Source organism: Leuconostoc citreum (genome assembly GCF_007954785.1).
In the GTDB taxonomy this organism is placed as follows: domain Bacteria; phylum Bacillota; class Bacilli; order Lactobacillales; family Lactobacillaceae; genus Leuconostoc; species Leuconostoc citreum.
Genome location: NZ_CP042410.1, coordinates 1,642,569 through 1,657,200, shown reverse-complemented (window position 1 = coordinate 1,657,200; position 14,632 = coordinate 1,642,569). Strand labels below are relative to the sequence as shown.

The following is a 14,632-nucleotide window of genomic DNA, read 5'->3' as shown; positions in this document are numbered from 1 at the left end:
TGGTTTTAGATAGTAGTTACCGGTTGTGTCGCTGCTTTTTTTGTGTGCTTTTCTAAGAAGGCATGAACAATTTTTTTGGCCTGAGTTGACCAAAAAGCATCGGTGCCGTGATTACTGCCTTTAACTGTGACAAAAGTGTTGTCAACAGTAGCGTCATCTAATGCTGTTTTGAGCGAGACGCTTTGCTGAAAGGGTACAATCATGTCCATTGTACCGTGGAAAATCAAAAATGGTGGACATGCCGTATTGATGTATGTCAGTGGATTAGCCTGTGTCATGATAGGATTCGTTGCTTGAATAGCTGCATGACCAAAGTAAGCGCCGACCCAACTGTTAGCTGAACGGTGTTCTTGTATGGAAGGTGATAGGTCTAAATCTTGTAATACAGTCGGCCCATAAAAGTCAATGACACCTTTAAACTGTCGATTTTTAGCTTCATTGTGGAAAAAGAAAGCATCATCTTGGGTTAACGCCATCATAATGGCAGTATAGGCGCCTGATGATTCACCCCATAGGACAATCTGAGTCGTATCAATATGATAGTCTTTGGCATGCGATAACAAAAATTCTAGTGCAGCATTAGCATCGCGAATAGTTGATGGAAATTCACCGCCTTTATCGCTACCTTGATAGGCTACCGATGCCACAACATAACCTTGTTGTGCAAATTCACTAAGATGTGGCAGATGAAGACCAATTTCTTGGGTGGCAAAAGCAGAGCCTTGAATCCATAAAATAAGTGGAAACTGCCGTTGATCGTTAATGCCAGTTTCCGGAATGTAGACAGGCGGTACTAAAATATCCATAAATAATGACGGATGATTTTCATCATATGCGATGTTTGTAAAGCACATCGGTATGATGGGGGTGTCATCACCGTTTAAAGTGATAGTATTTGGCACCAGTGTTGTATCCTCCGGAAAATCCTGTGGGGAGAATGGTGTCATGTAGTGTGTAGGATTAGACAACAGCGTAACCTCCAATTAATAAGTGTATGGGTAATGTTGCATTTTTAATACGCCTTCATAGTAAACATATTTGTTTTATATGTCAAGCGCAAAGCATAATATTTTATTCTTAAATATAGAGATATAAGGGATAAAAAAAGTTTTTTAAGATATTATTGTGACGTCCGCTTGACACAATGAAAAACACAGCATATAATAAAGTCGGTTAAAAATGTAAGCGCTTTCGCTGATTTAATTGAGGAGGAAACTCAAATGGAAAACAAGTTAACCACTGCTAATAAGGTCGCGTATGGTTTCAGTGACTTTGGTAACAACTTAGTGTTTGTTGCCGCAACAAATTACCTGATGTTTTACTATACTGATGTGGCTGGACTAAGCTTGGCTGCCACGGGTATATTATTCCTAATTGTACGTATTTTTGATGCCTTTGCTGGACCAATCTTTGGTATTTTGGTGGACAAGACACAAACAAGGTTTGGTAAAGTCCGACCATGGTTCTTGTGGATGGCCGTTCCTTATGCCATATCAGCTGTTCTGCTGTTCTCGATAGCATTTTTCCCGGCAGGCTCGCGACTGACATTGGCTTATATTACATACGCAGTCTTTACGGTCTGCTTTGCTGGTTTAGGCACAGCCATTAACGCAATTTTACCAAGTTTATCAGCCGATCCGAATGAACGTGCTTCAGCTAATATGTTCCGAAATGTACTAGGACAAGCTGGTGGTTTAATTTCAGGCTTAGCAATTTTACCCCTTGTTTCAATGCTAGGCGGAACGAATAACGCCAAAGGATTTGCTATGGGGATGGGACTTTTCGCGGTAATTTTGGTTATCGCGGAAGTATTTACTTTTATTAATGTTCGTGAAAATATCACCCCTGAGCAAGAAAAACCTGTCCCTTTGCATGATAGTATCAAAGCACTGCTCCCAAATGGTCCATGGTGGACAATCATTATCACTAATATCATCATTTTTATTGGTGTCGTGGTTAAAAATTCATCTACTGTTTACTTCTTTAAATATGTTTTACACAATGAAGGCATGTCAGCTATTGCCAACTCAGTTAGTTCCCTGGCAATGATTGTTGGTGCGATTACGATTCCTTTCTTAATTAAAAAGTATCCTATGCGAACCGTTGTTATCGCTAATTTGCTTGTTGCTATTCTAGGGCAAGGGGTGCTACTGGTTGCCGCACAAACAGCAAGCGTAGGTTCTGCTATCCTTGGTGTTGCAGTATCTGCCTTCGGGTTAGGTGCAGCACAGAGCCTAATGTTTGTTATGACAGCAGAAACTGTTGATTATGGTGAATGGCGCTTTGGTGTCCGTGCCCAAGGCTTGCTGACATCAGTTTCTGCCATTGGTGCCAGCATTGGTGCTGGTTTAGCAGGTGTGATTAACAGTGAAATTTTGGCACGTTTCCACTTTGTGCCTAATGTCACAAAAACAGCGTCTGGCATCATGGGGATTAATATCTGTTTTATTTATGGACCAGCTTTGATTGACGCGCTTTGTGTCATTAGTATTTTGTTCTATGGCTTGGATAAAGTGAGTGCTAAAATGCATGCTGATTTAATGGCTAAACGTGAAAGTGAAATGAATGAGGGAGCAATTTAGTGATGATTAACTACGTGAATACGACAATCAATGGACTAACATTGCGAGGCACAGCATATGTGCCAGATAATATCACAGCACCCGTACCAACCGTGCTCCTGTTTCATGGTTTTGGGGCAGTGCGAACAGAGTATTTTTGTTCATTTGTTCAAATTAGTCGATTACTTGCCAAGAGCGGTATTGCAGCGATTGCATTTGACTTTTCGGCACATGGTGAGAGTGATGGCACCTTTATGGATTTCACGTTTAGCAATGAGATTTTTGAGGGAACGCAGCTTGTTTCCTTTGTGAAAACACTGGATTTTGTTGATGAAAACCGTGTGGCGTTGCTGGGTATGAGTCTGGGTAGCGTTGCTGCAAGTATGGTTGCTGGACAATTGGGCAGTCAAATTACCGGTCTATGCATGTGGTCACCGGCAGCTGTTTTTCAAGACGAAATTCTAGAACATAAAACACTGCAAGGTAAGTCAATCGCTAGTGTTTCTGAGCAAGGCTATTTTGATTTTAATTCGATGAAGTTGGGTGCTGCCTTCTTTGAAGATTTAAAGACAGTGGCAATTTATGACACAGCCGTTAATTATCAGGGACCGGTTAAAATTATTCATGGTGGATCAGATATGATTGCGCCAGTGGCGTATGCTCAAAAATACGTGACAACTTATCGCCAGTCTGCAGACTTGACAGTGGTTGCTAATGCGGATCATAGTTGGGGAGATGTACAGACAAGAGAGACACTATTTAACGCAACGTTAGCATTTTTTGATAAACTATATAAATAAAGACGTTATCGAACCGAGGATGGGTAAATTGGGCTATACATTAAAAGATGTCGCAGAACGTGCAGGTGTATCATTGACTACAGTGTCACGAGTTATAAATAAACGTGGTTATTTTTCCGAAAAAACCGAGTCGCGTATTTATACAGCGATGCAAGAAATGAACTACCATCCTAATTCAGTCGCGCGCTCATTGTCGGGTAAACGCACGAAACTCATTGGTGTGATTTTAACAGATACACGTAATCCATTTAATGCACAGTTGCTTGAGAAAATAGAATCAGAACTATTTAATCGTGAATATAAAGTGATTCTTGCTAACAGCTCTGATAATCCCCAGAAAGAACGCTCTTACATTGGTATGTTGCAATCTAATCAAGTTGACGGGCTGATTACAGCCTCACATAATACGATTATTGACGACTATCAACAATTGAATCTACCCGTTGTGTCTTTGGATCGCTATTTTGGACCTAATATTCCAACAATTAGTTCTGATAATTTTTCAGGTGGGCAAACGGCAGCCCGTGTATTATTAGCCGGTGGTGCCAAAAAGTTACTCGTCTTTTCTGGGGAAATCCATGATACAAATCCCACTGTTGATCGGACAAATGGCTTTATGGACATTGCTAAAAAGCACCAACTGACACCAGCCATACAGATGATGCCCAGCGATGCGACCGTTAATTTTCGTAAGATGCTTATTCACCAAGAAATTTTAAAACAAAAACCAGATGGTATTATGGCAACAGACGATACGACAGCATTGTTAGTTTTAGAAGAGCTACGTATGATGCATTTACGTGTGCCGCAAGATGTTCAAGTTGTTGGTTATGACGGTAGTGACTTTATACGAGAAAGTTTTCCAACGCTATCAACTGTTGTGCAGCCTATCTCTGATTTAGCAAAAACATTAGTAGATACCCTAATTCGGAAAATAGAACAACCAGATTTAGCGCAAGAACGCCAATATACATTTCCAATTACATTTCATCGTGGGACAACAACAAAAAACGCCTAATAAAGGCGTTTTTTTAGTGGTCACCATGACATCTTTAGCAACGATTCATGCTAAAATGAAGTATTAGTTTGGAGGATTTATGCAAACGGATTTAACAGATAAATCGCGTGTTTTGAGTGAAAAATGGTTATTAATTGGGACAATGCTATCTAGCTCGGGCAACTCGATGATATGGCCAGTGATGACATTATATATGACTGGCACGCTACACCAAAGTTTTACGACGGCCGGGATTGTGTTGATGATTGGTGCTCTGATGGGGATGATTGGGGCCTTTATCGGAGGGAAACTATTTGATCGCTGGCACCCGTATAAAGCGATGGTTCTGACCAGCCTCGTGACATTGGTATCAGTGACAAGTCTGATTTTCTGGAATAGCTGGCCAGTTTTTGCCATACTTGTATGGTTAGCTAACCTAAGTATGGGTGTTGAACAAACACTGGTTAATGCTTTTGCCACAATTATTCCTGGTCATAAGGCACGCGTCGTTTTTAATAACCTATACATTGTATTAAATATCGGGGTTGTTGTCGGCACTTTGGCGGTGGGTTATCTCTTTGATTTGGGATTTAGTCTTTTAATGAGTATATCTGCTAGCATTTACGCGGTATTAGCAGTGATTGTTATTACCAAGTTCAATGTGAATTTATCAGCCAGAAAAAAAGTTGTGACTGATGTGACAGAAATGGCCACAACAACAGCAAAGTTCAAGGTGACGTTCTTACTAGCAGTAATAGGTGCGTTATTGTTTATTACTTACTTATCCTATATGTTATGGGAAACGGTCATGGCGCCACATATGAAAATGATTGGTATGCCGACACGTAATTACGCTGATTTGTGGATGATTAATGGTGTTACAATTATTATTTTTCAAAAATTTGTTTCCAATTGGGCTAATAAACACCCCTATCATGTGTCGGTTATTATCGGTAGCGTTATTTTTGCTAGTAGCTTTTTCTTTTTAATTTTTGTGCAAGAATTTTGGCAAATAGTTATTGTTTTTGAATTGCTAACCGTGGGGGAAATGCTGCAAAGTCCACAAGTACCAGCTTGGGTAGCGCAAATCACACCGCCAGCCGTTGCTGGTCAAGCACAAGGTTTTGTCACGATGATGATCAGTTTTGGACGTGTTGTGGGACCGATATATTCAGGCCTGATGATGGATAAAGGGTGGATGAATAGTCTCTTTTTGTCAGTATTTATTGCTATGATGCTTGTCACAGGGTTTTTGTTGTTTATGGTTAGGCGACCGGTTGACAAGCACTCGGCAACATAGTACACTATGCTTACTTGAAATTAGCACTTTTTGAGTAGGATAAACATTCGGCGTCAAGAGAAGCAGTGGTTGGTGAAAACTGCACAGGTGTTATCATCCGAAATACAGCTATCGATTTAAGCGTGGCAGCACCATGTTATCAAATGCCAAAGTGATGCGTTTTTTAGCGCGTAAGCTGGGTGGTACCACGGATTTTTTAATTGTCGATTCGTCCCTTCTGTCATTATGACAGCGGGGACTTTTTTTATTATAAAAAACATCAGGTAACTGGTGACGACAGGAGAAAATAATGACAAATAAGTTAGGAACAAAATTGTCTGTTATATTGTTGTTGGCGACGGTAGTGATTTTAGCCACGGGTGTAATTGGCTTTGGCCTCATGCCAATAGCGCCGATATTAGTGGTTGTTGGCATGATTATGATTGTTGCTAGAACACAGGGGGTGTCATGGCGTGATAGTCAACAGGCATTAATTAAAGGCATTGAATCAGGTTTAACACCACTTTTTCTATTTTTACTGATTGGTGCCTTGATCGCATTGTGGTTGGCTACAGGTGTAATTCCAACTATGATTTGGGTAGGCTTTAAGCTATTAACACCAACTTTCTTTTTACCTACGGCGTTTCTGACCACGTCAATTGTTGGTGCTTTGATTGGTAGTGCTTTTACAACGTTATCAACAGTTGGCGTATCACTCATGGGTGTTGGCACATTGATGGGGATGAATCCGGCACTAGTTGCGGGCATTGTCTTATCAGGTGCTATCTTTGGTGATAAGAGCTCGCCATTATCGGATTCAACAAATTTAGCTAGTGCTATTTCTGAGACGGATTTATTTGCGCATATCAAGAATTTGATGTGGACAACAGTACCTGCTTGGGGACTCACATTTTTGGTGAGTGTTGTACTGAGTTTTGGACATCACACAACAGCCCATGCGACACAAAAAATTGCAGCATTATTACCGTTACTGCAACCGACTTTGTGGGCTGTCGTACCACTTGGCTTACTAGTTATCACAGCGTGGTTCAAAATTCCCGCTATACCAGCATTGATGTTAAATATCATCGTTTCAAGTGCGGCTTTCCTGACGCAGCATAGTATTACGGTATGGGCTAATTTATTAGTAAAAGGATTCAAAACAACTAGTCATAACCCAACACTTATGGCATTACTCAATCGCGGCGGTATGTCTGCCATGATGGACACGATTATGATGATTATGCTGGCCTTAGCGTTGGGTGGTTTACTGAGTGGACTTGGTATATTAAATACTGTCATGGCACCGATTGTGGCACATTTACGTAGTCAACGTGCCATTGTGTTAGCGACACTATTAACAGGCATTAGCACCAATTTCTTAGTCGGAGAACAATACTTGTCAACTATTTTGGCAGGACAATTGTTTAAAGAGAGTTTCAAAACAGTTAAACTTTCACCATTGGCTTTGGGTCGCACAATTGAAGATTCAGGCACGGTAATGAATTATCTTGTGCCATGGGGTGTAGCAGGTGCTTTCGCCGCACAAACGCTAGGTGTACCTGTTGTACAGTTTGCCCCATACACACTCTTTGCTTTACTCTCACCTATTATGTCTATTTTGTCAGCAATAACAGGTATCGGCTTAAAACAACGTGAATTGTAAGTTGTAACAGCAAGTGAAATGACTGCAGCATACTAAAAAAATCAGGCAGTCACATTGGTGTCACGACGGCAATCAAATGGCATACAAAAAGCCCACCTCATTTGGATTACTCTAAATCAGGTGGGCTTTTGCTAGGGCATGAATACAGTTACTTCATTAAAATAAGATACGAATTAAAATCACTGCTAAAATCACTTGGACTAGACCAGTGACCAAACCATAAGTCAAGAATTTACCACCGGCTTTTTTGATAGTATTAATTTTCAAGTTCAATCCAATACCAGCTAGGTTCACAATACCAAAGAAACCAGAAATGCTTTTCGCACCAGTTGTCAAAACATGGGGGAGCATCATAAAGCTGTTAGCCAGTAAAAGAACGACAAAGGCAATGATAAACCAGGGGATTTTAATCCCTTTCGGTGCAACAACAGTGGTATCAGTTTGTTGCTTTTGTGCCATTTTTGAGAAAACGATGACGACAATTGTGAGCAAAATAACGCGTAGCATCTTAAATAGCGTGGCATAGGTCACAACAGTTGGATTGATCAATGCGGCTGTACCAACAACTTGACCAACAGACTGCACGACACCACCAACTAATGCACCAAGCAGAATGTTGTGCTGGCCAACAAGATAGGGACCAACTGCCGGTAGTAGCAACAAGAGCACAACACCGGTAATGCTGACAGTGGCAACTGTTGTACGACGTTGATCGTCGGTTGCGCCAATCGCTGGGGCTACCGAAGCAATAGCACTGGAGCCACAGACGGCATTACCAGCGCCCATAAGCATGGCAGCTTTAGGTGAGACTTTGAATAATCGACCACCTAGCCACAAAACGATTAAAATTGTCAATGACATTTGTAGCAGAATAAATAAAATACCATGTAGCTTGAGCTGCTCAATAGTACGCAGTGTCACAGTGAGGCCCATGAGGGCGATACCGATTTCAATGGGGTATTTTTCGGCCCACTTCATACCTGGGGCGAAACCGGCTTGTTTTAACAGTGTATTACCTAAGACAATGCCTAGTAACATTGCGATGCCTTCGGCGCCTAAAAAGGGCAACCATTGTGCTAAAAATTTTGAGATCACAGATAATATGAGTGTCATAATGATACCCGATATCATGTTAGATTTAATTCTCATGACTCTTCCCTCCGATGTGTGTGCCAAGCACAACAACTTTTAATATGATTAATGCTACCGCGCTATTTGCTATTTGTAAAATAAATATTTATAATGTGTTTAATTAATAAATGTAATAGGTGAGAACATGTTTAAATTACTTCAAACTTTTGTGGCAGTTTATGAGACGCGTTCTTTTTCAAAAGCAGCAGCGCAACGTTTTATTTCTCAACCAACTGTTAGTGTGCATATTCAACAATTAGAAAAAGAATTAGGAGCCCAACTCTTTCATCGTAACGGTCGGACAGAATTTACACCAACGCAAAATGGTCGGTTACTCTACCAAAAGGCGCGACATTTACTTGATGAATGGCAAACGGTGACAGATAGTGTTGGACGCGATGAAAGGCTGAATATTAGTATTGGTGTATCGCAAACGTCAGCGACAGTTCTTTTACCAAAATTGTTTGCACAGATGCGTTCTGAGCAGCTTGATAGTGTTGATGTGACGATTGAAATGCATAATTCAGAAGAAATTCTGGCCGGTGTTTTAAATCATCGTTTTGATTTTGGTATGATTGAAAAACCCATTACCCATGATTACATTTTGCGTGATGAGGTAGCTGTCGATCAATTGGTATTAGCTGGTAATCTAACAGATCAACGTTGGCTTGTGCGTGAAAAAGGCTCAGGTGTGTATCATTACACACAGCAATATTTTAAACAAAATAACATTGTGCCACAGCACGCCATGACAATTTCTAATAACGATGTTATTGTGAGAATGTTAGCGCAAAATGTTGGCAAATCGATTGTGAGCATCCAGAGTCTGACACCAGATATTCCTTATCAAGTTTTACCGGAGACATTTAACCGCTCGTTTTATATGATTCGCTTATCACATGAAAATCGTGCGGAATATATGAAGTGGTATAATCAGGTTGTTGAAACAGCACGGCAGTTGCAGGATTAGTTGATTATAGTTATGCTGTGTCAAATCAGCAATAATGGAGAATAAGATGATTCGTGATATGGTTCGCGCCAAACCTTTGAGTTGGCTACTTTTTATTTTGGGCTCAGATATATTAACTGCTTATGTTTTAAACATAGTCCATCAGCAACATTTTAATGTGACACGAGATTATTTGACAATTCTTAAATTAGTGGGCATGGATCTTTTGAGCTTTATTTTTATTATGCTATTTTTAGATTGGTTACATATGAAATTTTTTGCTGGTCAACCCGAAAACTGGTTTGATAAAATCACGCGAATTGGTGGCAATATTCTAGCTGCTTATTTTGGGTGGTTTAGTATTTTGTACCTCATGATGCAAAGTGTCTACATTTTAAGAGGGCAATTTTCAGGATTTCAATGGCTGCAGTTATATATATTAATTGCACTTGCTGGCATAGTTGCTGTCAGTCATTTTTTATTACGCCGAAAAACCACATGGCGTTTCCAATTGAACCCTTTCTAAGGCTGTTTTTTTAGTTGTGTAATACATGAATTTGTTAGTGATACGAATCGTATCGTTGAAATAGCAGGCATGATACGATTTGTAGCTACAAAAAACAAAATATATCTGCATAATAAATAGTCAAGGAGGTGCCCAAATTGACAATTAATAATAGAATTAAAGAGCAACGATTGAAAAAAGGATGGACACAAGAATTTTTGGCGAACGCTTTGAATGTCTCGCGTTCGACAGTATCGAGCTGGGAAGTTGGACGCAACTATCCAGATTTGGAAACAATTGTATTAATTAGTGATTTATTTGGCGTATCTCTTGATATTTTATTAAGAGGAGATGTTGATATGATTAAATCAACAAGTAGAAAAACGAGGCATTTTAAAATCTATAAAGTAGTTGCTTTGTTATTAGGTTTCTTGATTGTGGCATATATTGGGTATAACTGGAAATTGCAACACGATGAAAATAATTATCGAGACAATTTATCTTTTTATGGCTGGACTGTTAACAATAAAGTTCAAGGTGATGGTAATGGTTTTGAATTAAAGCAAGGACGTATGCATTTTTTTACACATGTCATGCCTACTGGTGTGATTGGCATACCTTTGTCTGAACAAAAAAGAACGATTATTGTCAGACAAAATAATTTGGTTGTGCAGGTGATGGCTAAACAAAAATATGAAATCATTTTGTCAACGTCTAATGATGAAAGTGTACCCGTGACAGGAAGTATTGCTGTCGACAATCATGTTAATTTACATGAAGATAAACGTATGTCGGCAACAAAAATAATTAAAATTAAAAGTTACTTAGCAAAGTATCAATCAGAATATCAAGATATGATTAATCAAGGTCATAAAAGGAGCTTACAATTGGCTTCGGGAAAGACGAGATAAGCGCTAAAGTCTAAAAAGGTATTGTTTCTGAAAAGAGGCAATACCTTTTTAGACTGAGAACAATTCTGATACTATATCAAGAGTCTAGCATATTTGTCATTCACTAATGACAAATATACTAGACTTTTAGTCATATATAAGTTATGATTTTATCATATTAATAAGAGGGGACGTTTAATAATGAACTATAGTAAAACTGATCGCTGGGGCAGGGATGAGCTTCAGGTTCTAAAAACGGGTTACATTGATACAAGAGGTTTGTACATTGCCATGGGGAGTGTAGTTATTTTAGCAGTGGTATCGTTGTTAGATATGCAGTGGGCTACGACTGATGCACAAATGGTATTTATTTTTTATATTTTGCTCATTCATCAAGCCGTTGAGCAAAATTTACAGTTAACAGATACCTATTTTTTGAAATTAAAACGTGAGACGCAAGTTGCTTTGGCTATGTTTACTGAGATTATTGGCCTTGGCCTGGTGTTTTTGTTTCTTACCAGTGGGTACACTGTTAAACAACAATTAGCCTTTAACGATATGTTGTTGTTGATGAACGCTGTATTTTTAGTGATTTACGGTGTGATTATTGGGTTTGTCATTTATAGAGAAGCGAAATTCGGTGATGACAAATAATAAGAATTTAAAATTAAAGGCAGCCAGAACGCTTGCGGGGATGACACAAAATGATCTTGCTCAATCTGTGAATGTATCTCGTCAAACAATCGTTGCAGTTGAATCAGGGAATTATAATCCGAGTATCAATCTCTGCGTTGATATTTGTAAAGTATTGGGATGCACTTTGGACGAATTATTTTGGCAAACAGACATGTAGTTAATATTTTGTGGTAAATAAAGCATATAAGATGAAATACAAGGTCTTGTATGTTTTTTCTAATTCTAATGATACTATTGGTAAGATTATTACTTATCAGTGGTATTTTCTTGTGCTAATAATGATTGATAGTAACTTTTCTTACTAGATAAAAAATCAATATGTTGTTGTATTTTAGCTTTTTCCGAACGTAGTAATTGCTCTTGTTGCCTGAGAAGACTAATTCTGGCAGCAATTGTACTGTTTCCTTGCTTTCGTAATTGTGCATATGTAATGATTTTTGAGAGTGGCATACCAGTTGCTTTTGCACGCTTGATGAAAGTCAGCCACCGTATGTCTTGATCAGTAAATATACGGTAATTCGCTTCATTGCGAACAGGGTGTATTAGACCTATACTTTCATAGTAACGTAGTGTGGGCGCTGATAGTCGTGTCAATGTTGCGATTTCCGAAATACTGTATGTCTTTACCATGATACTGCCGCCTTTAAAAATATGATTTGCTATAAAGTTTACTTGATAGTTTATAGTCAAGCTTATCATATATAAAAGGAGATAGTATTTTGAATAAATACGAAAATGGTTTAAAAATTAGAGAAGCAGTTATTGGTAAAGAGGCAAGTCGAATGGTTTCTGATAGTTTGTCTGAAATTGCACCATTATTAGATAAAAAACCTTATTAGTCTTTGATGAAGCAGTTGCGCGGGGCATATTGGATATGAAGCAAAGAGAAATGATTACAATTACCACTTTGTTAACACAAGGGGATACAGTGAGTCAGCTTCGAATTCATATTCAGGCGGCTTTAAATGTCGGTATGACACGAGATGAAATTGTTGAAACAATGATACACTGTTTATCGTATGTTGGGTTTCCAAAGGTGCTTAATGCGATAGCTATTGCTAAAGAAATATTTAATCAGTATGGTGATTAGACATTGTGGGGTGTTGTTAACATGCTGCCACTTTTAACTTATTGGTATATTGTGCTGATACACGACTAGCACAGAAATCTCTAACAAAATTATGCCATTAATAGGTGGGTTCTTCATGTGTTGTCTCGGCACGTCGCTTGATAATCGCCATTTCTTTCTTGAGGGAAAAGTGTGCCACACCAAAGTAATTGGCAAAAAATTCGCGTGCTTCATTGTTAAACTTAAAACCAGAGCCAACAATTTTGGTTTTAAGTGATAACTGTCCTGTCGCTAATTTTTTGTGAGGTGGTCTTTTGCGAGTAGATTTAATGTGAGTGATTGGTTCACCAGATAGATATAAACGGATATATTGATTGAGTTCAGCCTTGGTGCCGTATGCAGGTAAACCATACTGTTTGCACAGCGATACTAATTCTGTTTTATAGAAGTAATGCGCATTAAATTGCGCTAAAGTAAGTTGTTGATGCATTTCAAACCGCCAATCGATGTTAAAAATAACGCGCTAACGCTGTTTTATTATCAGTAATTATTGTGGTTAAATATTATGGTCGTAAAAGATCCAAGCGATTAGATAAATAAGTAACATCAGATTAAAGCATACCGCAATTAAAATAATTGGGATTAAGCGTAACATCATAATAGAATTAGTAAGTAAATTGGAGAATAATAAAATGGCCAAAGATGCAGCCAAGATATTCGTCATAAAGCGGTAAGTAATTTTAGTAGCATGTTGTGAAATGAGTTGTTCACGTTCATCTTGGCAACTGAATTCTGCTGCTTTAGTATCATAACCATCATGTTGACCAAAAACTTTGCCGTAAACGTAGCGGAGAATAGAAAAAATAATAGACATCAATATGAACAATAACCATAATCTGTTGAATTTGATCTCGACAAAATAGTTAGTGTTGGATGTATCAATTGTAGAATGTAATACTGTGGTTGCAGTGGCACAAGCTAATAGTGTTGCGAGAATCATATTAACAACTTGCTCAAAAATAATTTTTGTCATGACGAATAGCACCTTTTTATTCCTTTATACTGAAGATAACATTGATATCTAAGTTAAGTATTTTTGATATCTGCAAAGCCAATAACAACGATGGCGTGTAATGCCCACGTTCTAAAGAGTTAATCGTTTTTCGAGAAACATGGGCTAATTGCGCTAATTTTTCTTGTGTTAGGTTAGCTTGCTTACGATAATGCTGAACATGATTAACTATTTCCAAAACAATGACCTCTAAATGTGTAATTAACTTCTCTTTTATACTATCATAAATGAGAAGTCAACAATACGTTTATAACGATTATAGTCATGAGTAGTATTATTTAAGCGCACAATAATAAAAAAACGCGTAGAATTAAAGAATAAATCATAATCGTCATTTAACAGGAGGTGTCATAATGAAACTATATACGGTGCGACATGGGCAGACAATTTTTAATCAATTAGACAAGGTTCAAGGATGGGCTGACACACCCTTGACGGCACAAGGCGAGCATGATGGTAAGGCTGCAGGAGAACGTTTACAAAACGTGCGTTTTGATGCGGCATTGTCGTCAGATACTTCTCGAGCTATGCATACGGCGGAATTTATTTTAGCTGAAAATCAATTCGATACGCCTGAATTAAAGGTTACAGCAGATTGGCGTGAATATTTCTTTGGTAGCTTTGAAGGCGGCGGCAATCATGAGATGTGGGGTGCGGTTGGTGACGCGTTAGGCTTACCAACTGACAATCCAAGCGAAATTGGTCAACATGTCGATATGACAACTATCATGGATACAATCTATCAGTTGGACCCACAACATTTAGGTGAAAATGCCGCAGCTTTTTGGCGGCGCATCGATCAATCACTAGCTACGCTGCAGCAACATTATCCTGCCAATGCTAATCTGTTGTTGGTCACACATGGTCAATTAATTGGCAATCTTGCGCAACATTACGGCAAACTACAGACGGCCGCACGTCCTAAAAATGGTGCAGTAGCTGTGTTTGATTTAGATGAACATGGTCAATTACATGTCGCTAATTTTAATGATGTCACGACAGTGTTTTAAGTACGCA

Annotated in this window: 17 protein-coding genes and 1 pseudogene; 12 read left to right on the top strand and 6 right to left on the bottom strand. The window is 38.7% G+C overall.

The window, feature by feature from the left end; translation table 11 throughout:
* Positions 1–5 precede the first annotated feature (5 nt).
* A complete protein-coding gene (locus FGL72_RS08235) occupies positions 6–968 on the bottom strand; it encodes a prolyl oligopeptidase family serine peptidase (protein WP_085699436.1) in 963 nt (320 codons plus the stop codon).
* Positions 969–1,220: 252 nt separating this feature from the next.
* Between FGL72_RS08235 and FGL72_RS08230 the strand changes: the two genes are divergently transcribed.
* The 5 genes from FGL72_RS08230 to FGL72_RS08210 all read left to right on the top strand — a co-directional run bounded on the left by FGL72_RS08230 (position 1,221) and on the right by FGL72_RS08210 (position 7,303).
* Positions 1,221–2,582 carry a glycoside-pentoside-hexuronide (GPH):cation symporter gene (locus FGL72_RS08230; protein ID WP_146992921.1) on the top strand — a complete coding sequence of 454 codons (1,362 nt, stop codon included), beginning with the start codon at positions 1,221–1,223 and terminating at the stop codon, positions 2,580–2,582.
* Positions 2,583–2,584: 2 nt separating this feature from the next.
* Positions 2,585–3,361 carry an alpha/beta hydrolase gene (locus FGL72_RS08225; RefSeq protein ID WP_146992919.1) on the top strand — a complete coding sequence of 259 codons (777 nt, stop codon included), beginning with the start codon at positions 2,585–2,587 and terminating at the stop codon, positions 3,359–3,361.
* Positions 3,362–3,380: 19 nt separating this feature from the next.
* Positions 3,381–4,379: a LacI family DNA-binding transcriptional regulator gene (locus FGL72_RS08220; protein WP_004905088.1), complete on the top strand. Its 999-nt coding sequence runs from the start codon at positions 3,381–3,383 to the stop codon at positions 4,377–4,379.
* Positions 4,380–4,458: 79 nt separating this feature from the next.
* Positions 4,459–5,658 carry an MFS transporter gene (locus FGL72_RS08215; RefSeq protein WP_146992917.1) on the top strand — a complete coding sequence of 400 codons (1,200 nt, stop codon included), beginning with the start codon at positions 4,459–4,461 and terminating at the stop codon, positions 5,656–5,658.
* 289 nt (positions 5,659–5,947) lie between these two features.
* Complete coding sequence (locus FGL72_RS08210) at positions 5,948–7,303, top strand: Na+/H+ antiporter NhaC family protein (protein ID WP_146992915.1); 1,356 nt, start codon at positions 5,948–5,950, stop codon at positions 7,301–7,303.
* Positions 7,304–7,459: 156 nt separating this feature from the next.
* Here the strand turns inward: FGL72_RS08210 and FGL72_RS08205 are convergent, their stop codons facing one another.
* Positions 7,460–8,452, bottom strand: coding sequence for a YeiH family protein (locus FGL72_RS08205; RefSeq protein ID WP_004905085.1), 993 nt, complete (start codon positions 8,450–8,452; stop codon positions 7,460–7,462).
* A gap of 127 nt (positions 8,453–8,579) precedes the next feature.
* Here FGL72_RS08205 and FGL72_RS08200 point away from each other — a divergent pair, with 127 nt between their 5' ends.
* The 5 genes from FGL72_RS08200 (at position 8,580) to FGL72_RS08180 (ending at position 11,631) form a co-directional block, all read left to right on the top strand.
* Positions 8,580–9,404, top strand: a complete 825-nt coding sequence (locus tag FGL72_RS08200; protein ID WP_085699431.1) for a LysR family transcriptional regulator — start codon at positions 8,580–8,582, stop codon at positions 9,402–9,404.
* A gap of 46 nt (positions 9,405–9,450) precedes the next feature.
* Positions 9,451–9,909, top strand: coding sequence for a Tellurite resistance protein (locus FGL72_RS08195; RefSeq protein ID WP_085699429.1), 459 nt, complete (start codon positions 9,451–9,453; stop codon positions 9,907–9,909).
* A gap of 137 nt (positions 9,910–10,046) precedes the next feature.
* Positions 10,047–10,799, top strand: a complete 753-nt coding sequence (locus FGL72_RS08190; RefSeq protein ID WP_085699427.1) for a helix-turn-helix domain-containing protein — start codon at positions 10,047–10,049, stop codon at positions 10,797–10,799.
* A 180-nt stretch (positions 10,800–10,979) separates the two neighbouring features.
* Entirely contained in the window at positions 10,980–11,432 is a 453-nt protein-coding gene (locus FGL72_RS08185; protein ID WP_085699426.1) for a hypothetical protein, read from the top strand.
* The gene (locus FGL72_RS08180) at positions 11,422–11,631 is read left to right on the top strand and encodes a helix-turn-helix transcriptional regulator (protein ID WP_004905080.1); all 210 of its coding nucleotides are present in this window, start codon (positions 11,422–11,424) and stop codon (positions 11,629–11,631) included. Before FGL72_RS08185 ends, FGL72_RS08180 begins: the two co-directional genes overlap by 11 nt.
* An 89-nt stretch (positions 11,632–11,720) precedes the next feature.
* Here FGL72_RS08180 and FGL72_RS08175 read toward each other — a convergent pair whose 3' ends face one another.
* Positions 11,721–12,104: a MerR family transcriptional regulator gene (locus tag FGL72_RS08175; RefSeq protein WP_004905079.1), complete on the bottom strand. Its 384-nt coding sequence runs from the start codon at positions 12,102–12,104 to the stop codon at positions 11,721–11,723.
* Positions 12,105–12,193: 89 nt separating this feature from the next.
* Here FGL72_RS08175 and FGL72_RS08170 point away from each other — a divergent pair.
* Positions 12,194–12,564: pseudogene (locus FGL72_RS08170) on the top strand (carboxymuconolactone decarboxylase family protein).
* 97 nt (positions 12,565–12,661) lie between these two features.
* Here FGL72_RS08170 and FGL72_RS08165 read toward each other — a convergent pair.
* From FGL72_RS08165 to FGL72_RS08155, 3 genes are all read right to left on the bottom strand, one after another.
* The gene (locus FGL72_RS08165) at positions 12,662–13,033 is read right to left on the bottom strand and encodes an SAP domain-containing protein (protein WP_004905077.1); all 372 of its coding nucleotides are present in this window, start codon (positions 13,031–13,033) and stop codon (positions 12,662–12,664) included.
* A gap of 66 nt (positions 13,034–13,099) precedes the next feature.
* Positions 13,100–13,576: a DUF2178 domain-containing protein gene (locus FGL72_RS08160; protein ID WP_085699424.1), complete on the bottom strand. Its 477-nt coding sequence runs from the start codon at positions 13,574–13,576 to the stop codon at positions 13,100–13,102.
* A 16-nt stretch (positions 13,577–13,592) separates the two neighbouring features.
* Positions 13,593–13,793, bottom strand: a complete 201-nt coding sequence (locus tag FGL72_RS08155; protein ID WP_085699422.1) for a helix-turn-helix transcriptional regulator — start codon at positions 13,791–13,793, stop codon at positions 13,593–13,595.
* A gap of 175 nt (positions 13,794–13,968) precedes the next feature.
* Between FGL72_RS08155 and FGL72_RS08150 the strand changes: the two genes are divergently transcribed.
* Positions 13,969–14,625: a histidine phosphatase family protein gene (locus tag FGL72_RS08150; protein ID WP_085699420.1), complete on the top strand. Its 657-nt coding sequence runs from the start codon at positions 13,969–13,971 to the stop codon at positions 14,623–14,625.
* Positions 14,626–14,632 lie beyond the last annotated feature (7 nt).

Bases quoted from the DNA above. Each gene is read 5' to 3' on its own strand.
- FGL72_RS08230 (WP_146992921.1), top strand. From the start codon at position 1,221: ATGGAAAACAAGTTAACCACTGCTAATAAGGTCGCGTATGGTTTCAGT.
- FGL72_RS08225 (WP_146992919.1), top strand. From the start codon at position 2,585: ATGATTAACTACGTGAATACGACAATCAATGGACTAACATTGCGAGGC.
- FGL72_RS08220 (WP_004905088.1), top strand. From the start codon at position 3,381: ATGGGTAAATTGGGCTATACATTAAAAGATGTCGCAGAACGTGCAGGT.
- FGL72_RS08215 (WP_146992917.1), top strand. From the start codon at position 4,459: ATGCAAACGGATTTAACAGATAAATCGCGTGTTTTGAGTGAAAAATGG.
- FGL72_RS08210 (WP_146992915.1), top strand. From the start codon at position 5,948: ATGACAAATAAGTTAGGAACAAAATTGTCTGTTATATTGTTGTTGGCG.
- FGL72_RS08205 (WP_004905085.1), bottom strand. From the start codon at position 8,452: ATGAGAATTAAATCTAACATGATATCGGGTATCATTATGACACTCATA.
- FGL72_RS08200 (WP_085699431.1), top strand. From the start codon at position 8,580: ATGTTTAAATTACTTCAAACTTTTGTGGCAGTTTATGAGACGCGTTCT.
- FGL72_RS08195 (WP_085699429.1), top strand. From the start codon at position 9,451: ATGATTCGTGATATGGTTCGCGCCAAACCTTTGAGTTGGCTACTTTTT.
- FGL72_RS08185 (WP_085699426.1), top strand. From the start codon at position 10,980: ATGAACTATAGTAAAACTGATCGCTGGGGCAGGGATGAGCTTCAGGTT.
- FGL72_RS08180 (WP_004905080.1), top strand. From the start codon at position 11,422: ATGACAAATAATAAGAATTTAAAATTAAAGGCAGCCAGAACGCTTGCG.
- FGL72_RS08175 (WP_004905079.1), bottom strand. From the start codon at position 12,104: ATGGTAAAGACATACAGTATTTCGGAAATCGCAACATTGACACGACTA.
- FGL72_RS08165 (WP_004905077.1), bottom strand. From the start codon at position 13,033: ATGCATCAACAACTTACTTTAGCGCAATTTAATGCGCATTACTTCTAT.
- FGL72_RS08160 (WP_085699424.1), bottom strand. From the start codon at position 13,576: ATGACAAAAATTATTTTTGAGCAAGTTGTTAATATGATTCTCGCAACA.
- FGL72_RS08150 (WP_085699420.1), top strand. From the start codon at position 13,969: ATGAAACTATATACGGTGCGACATGGGCAGACAATTTTTAATCAATTA.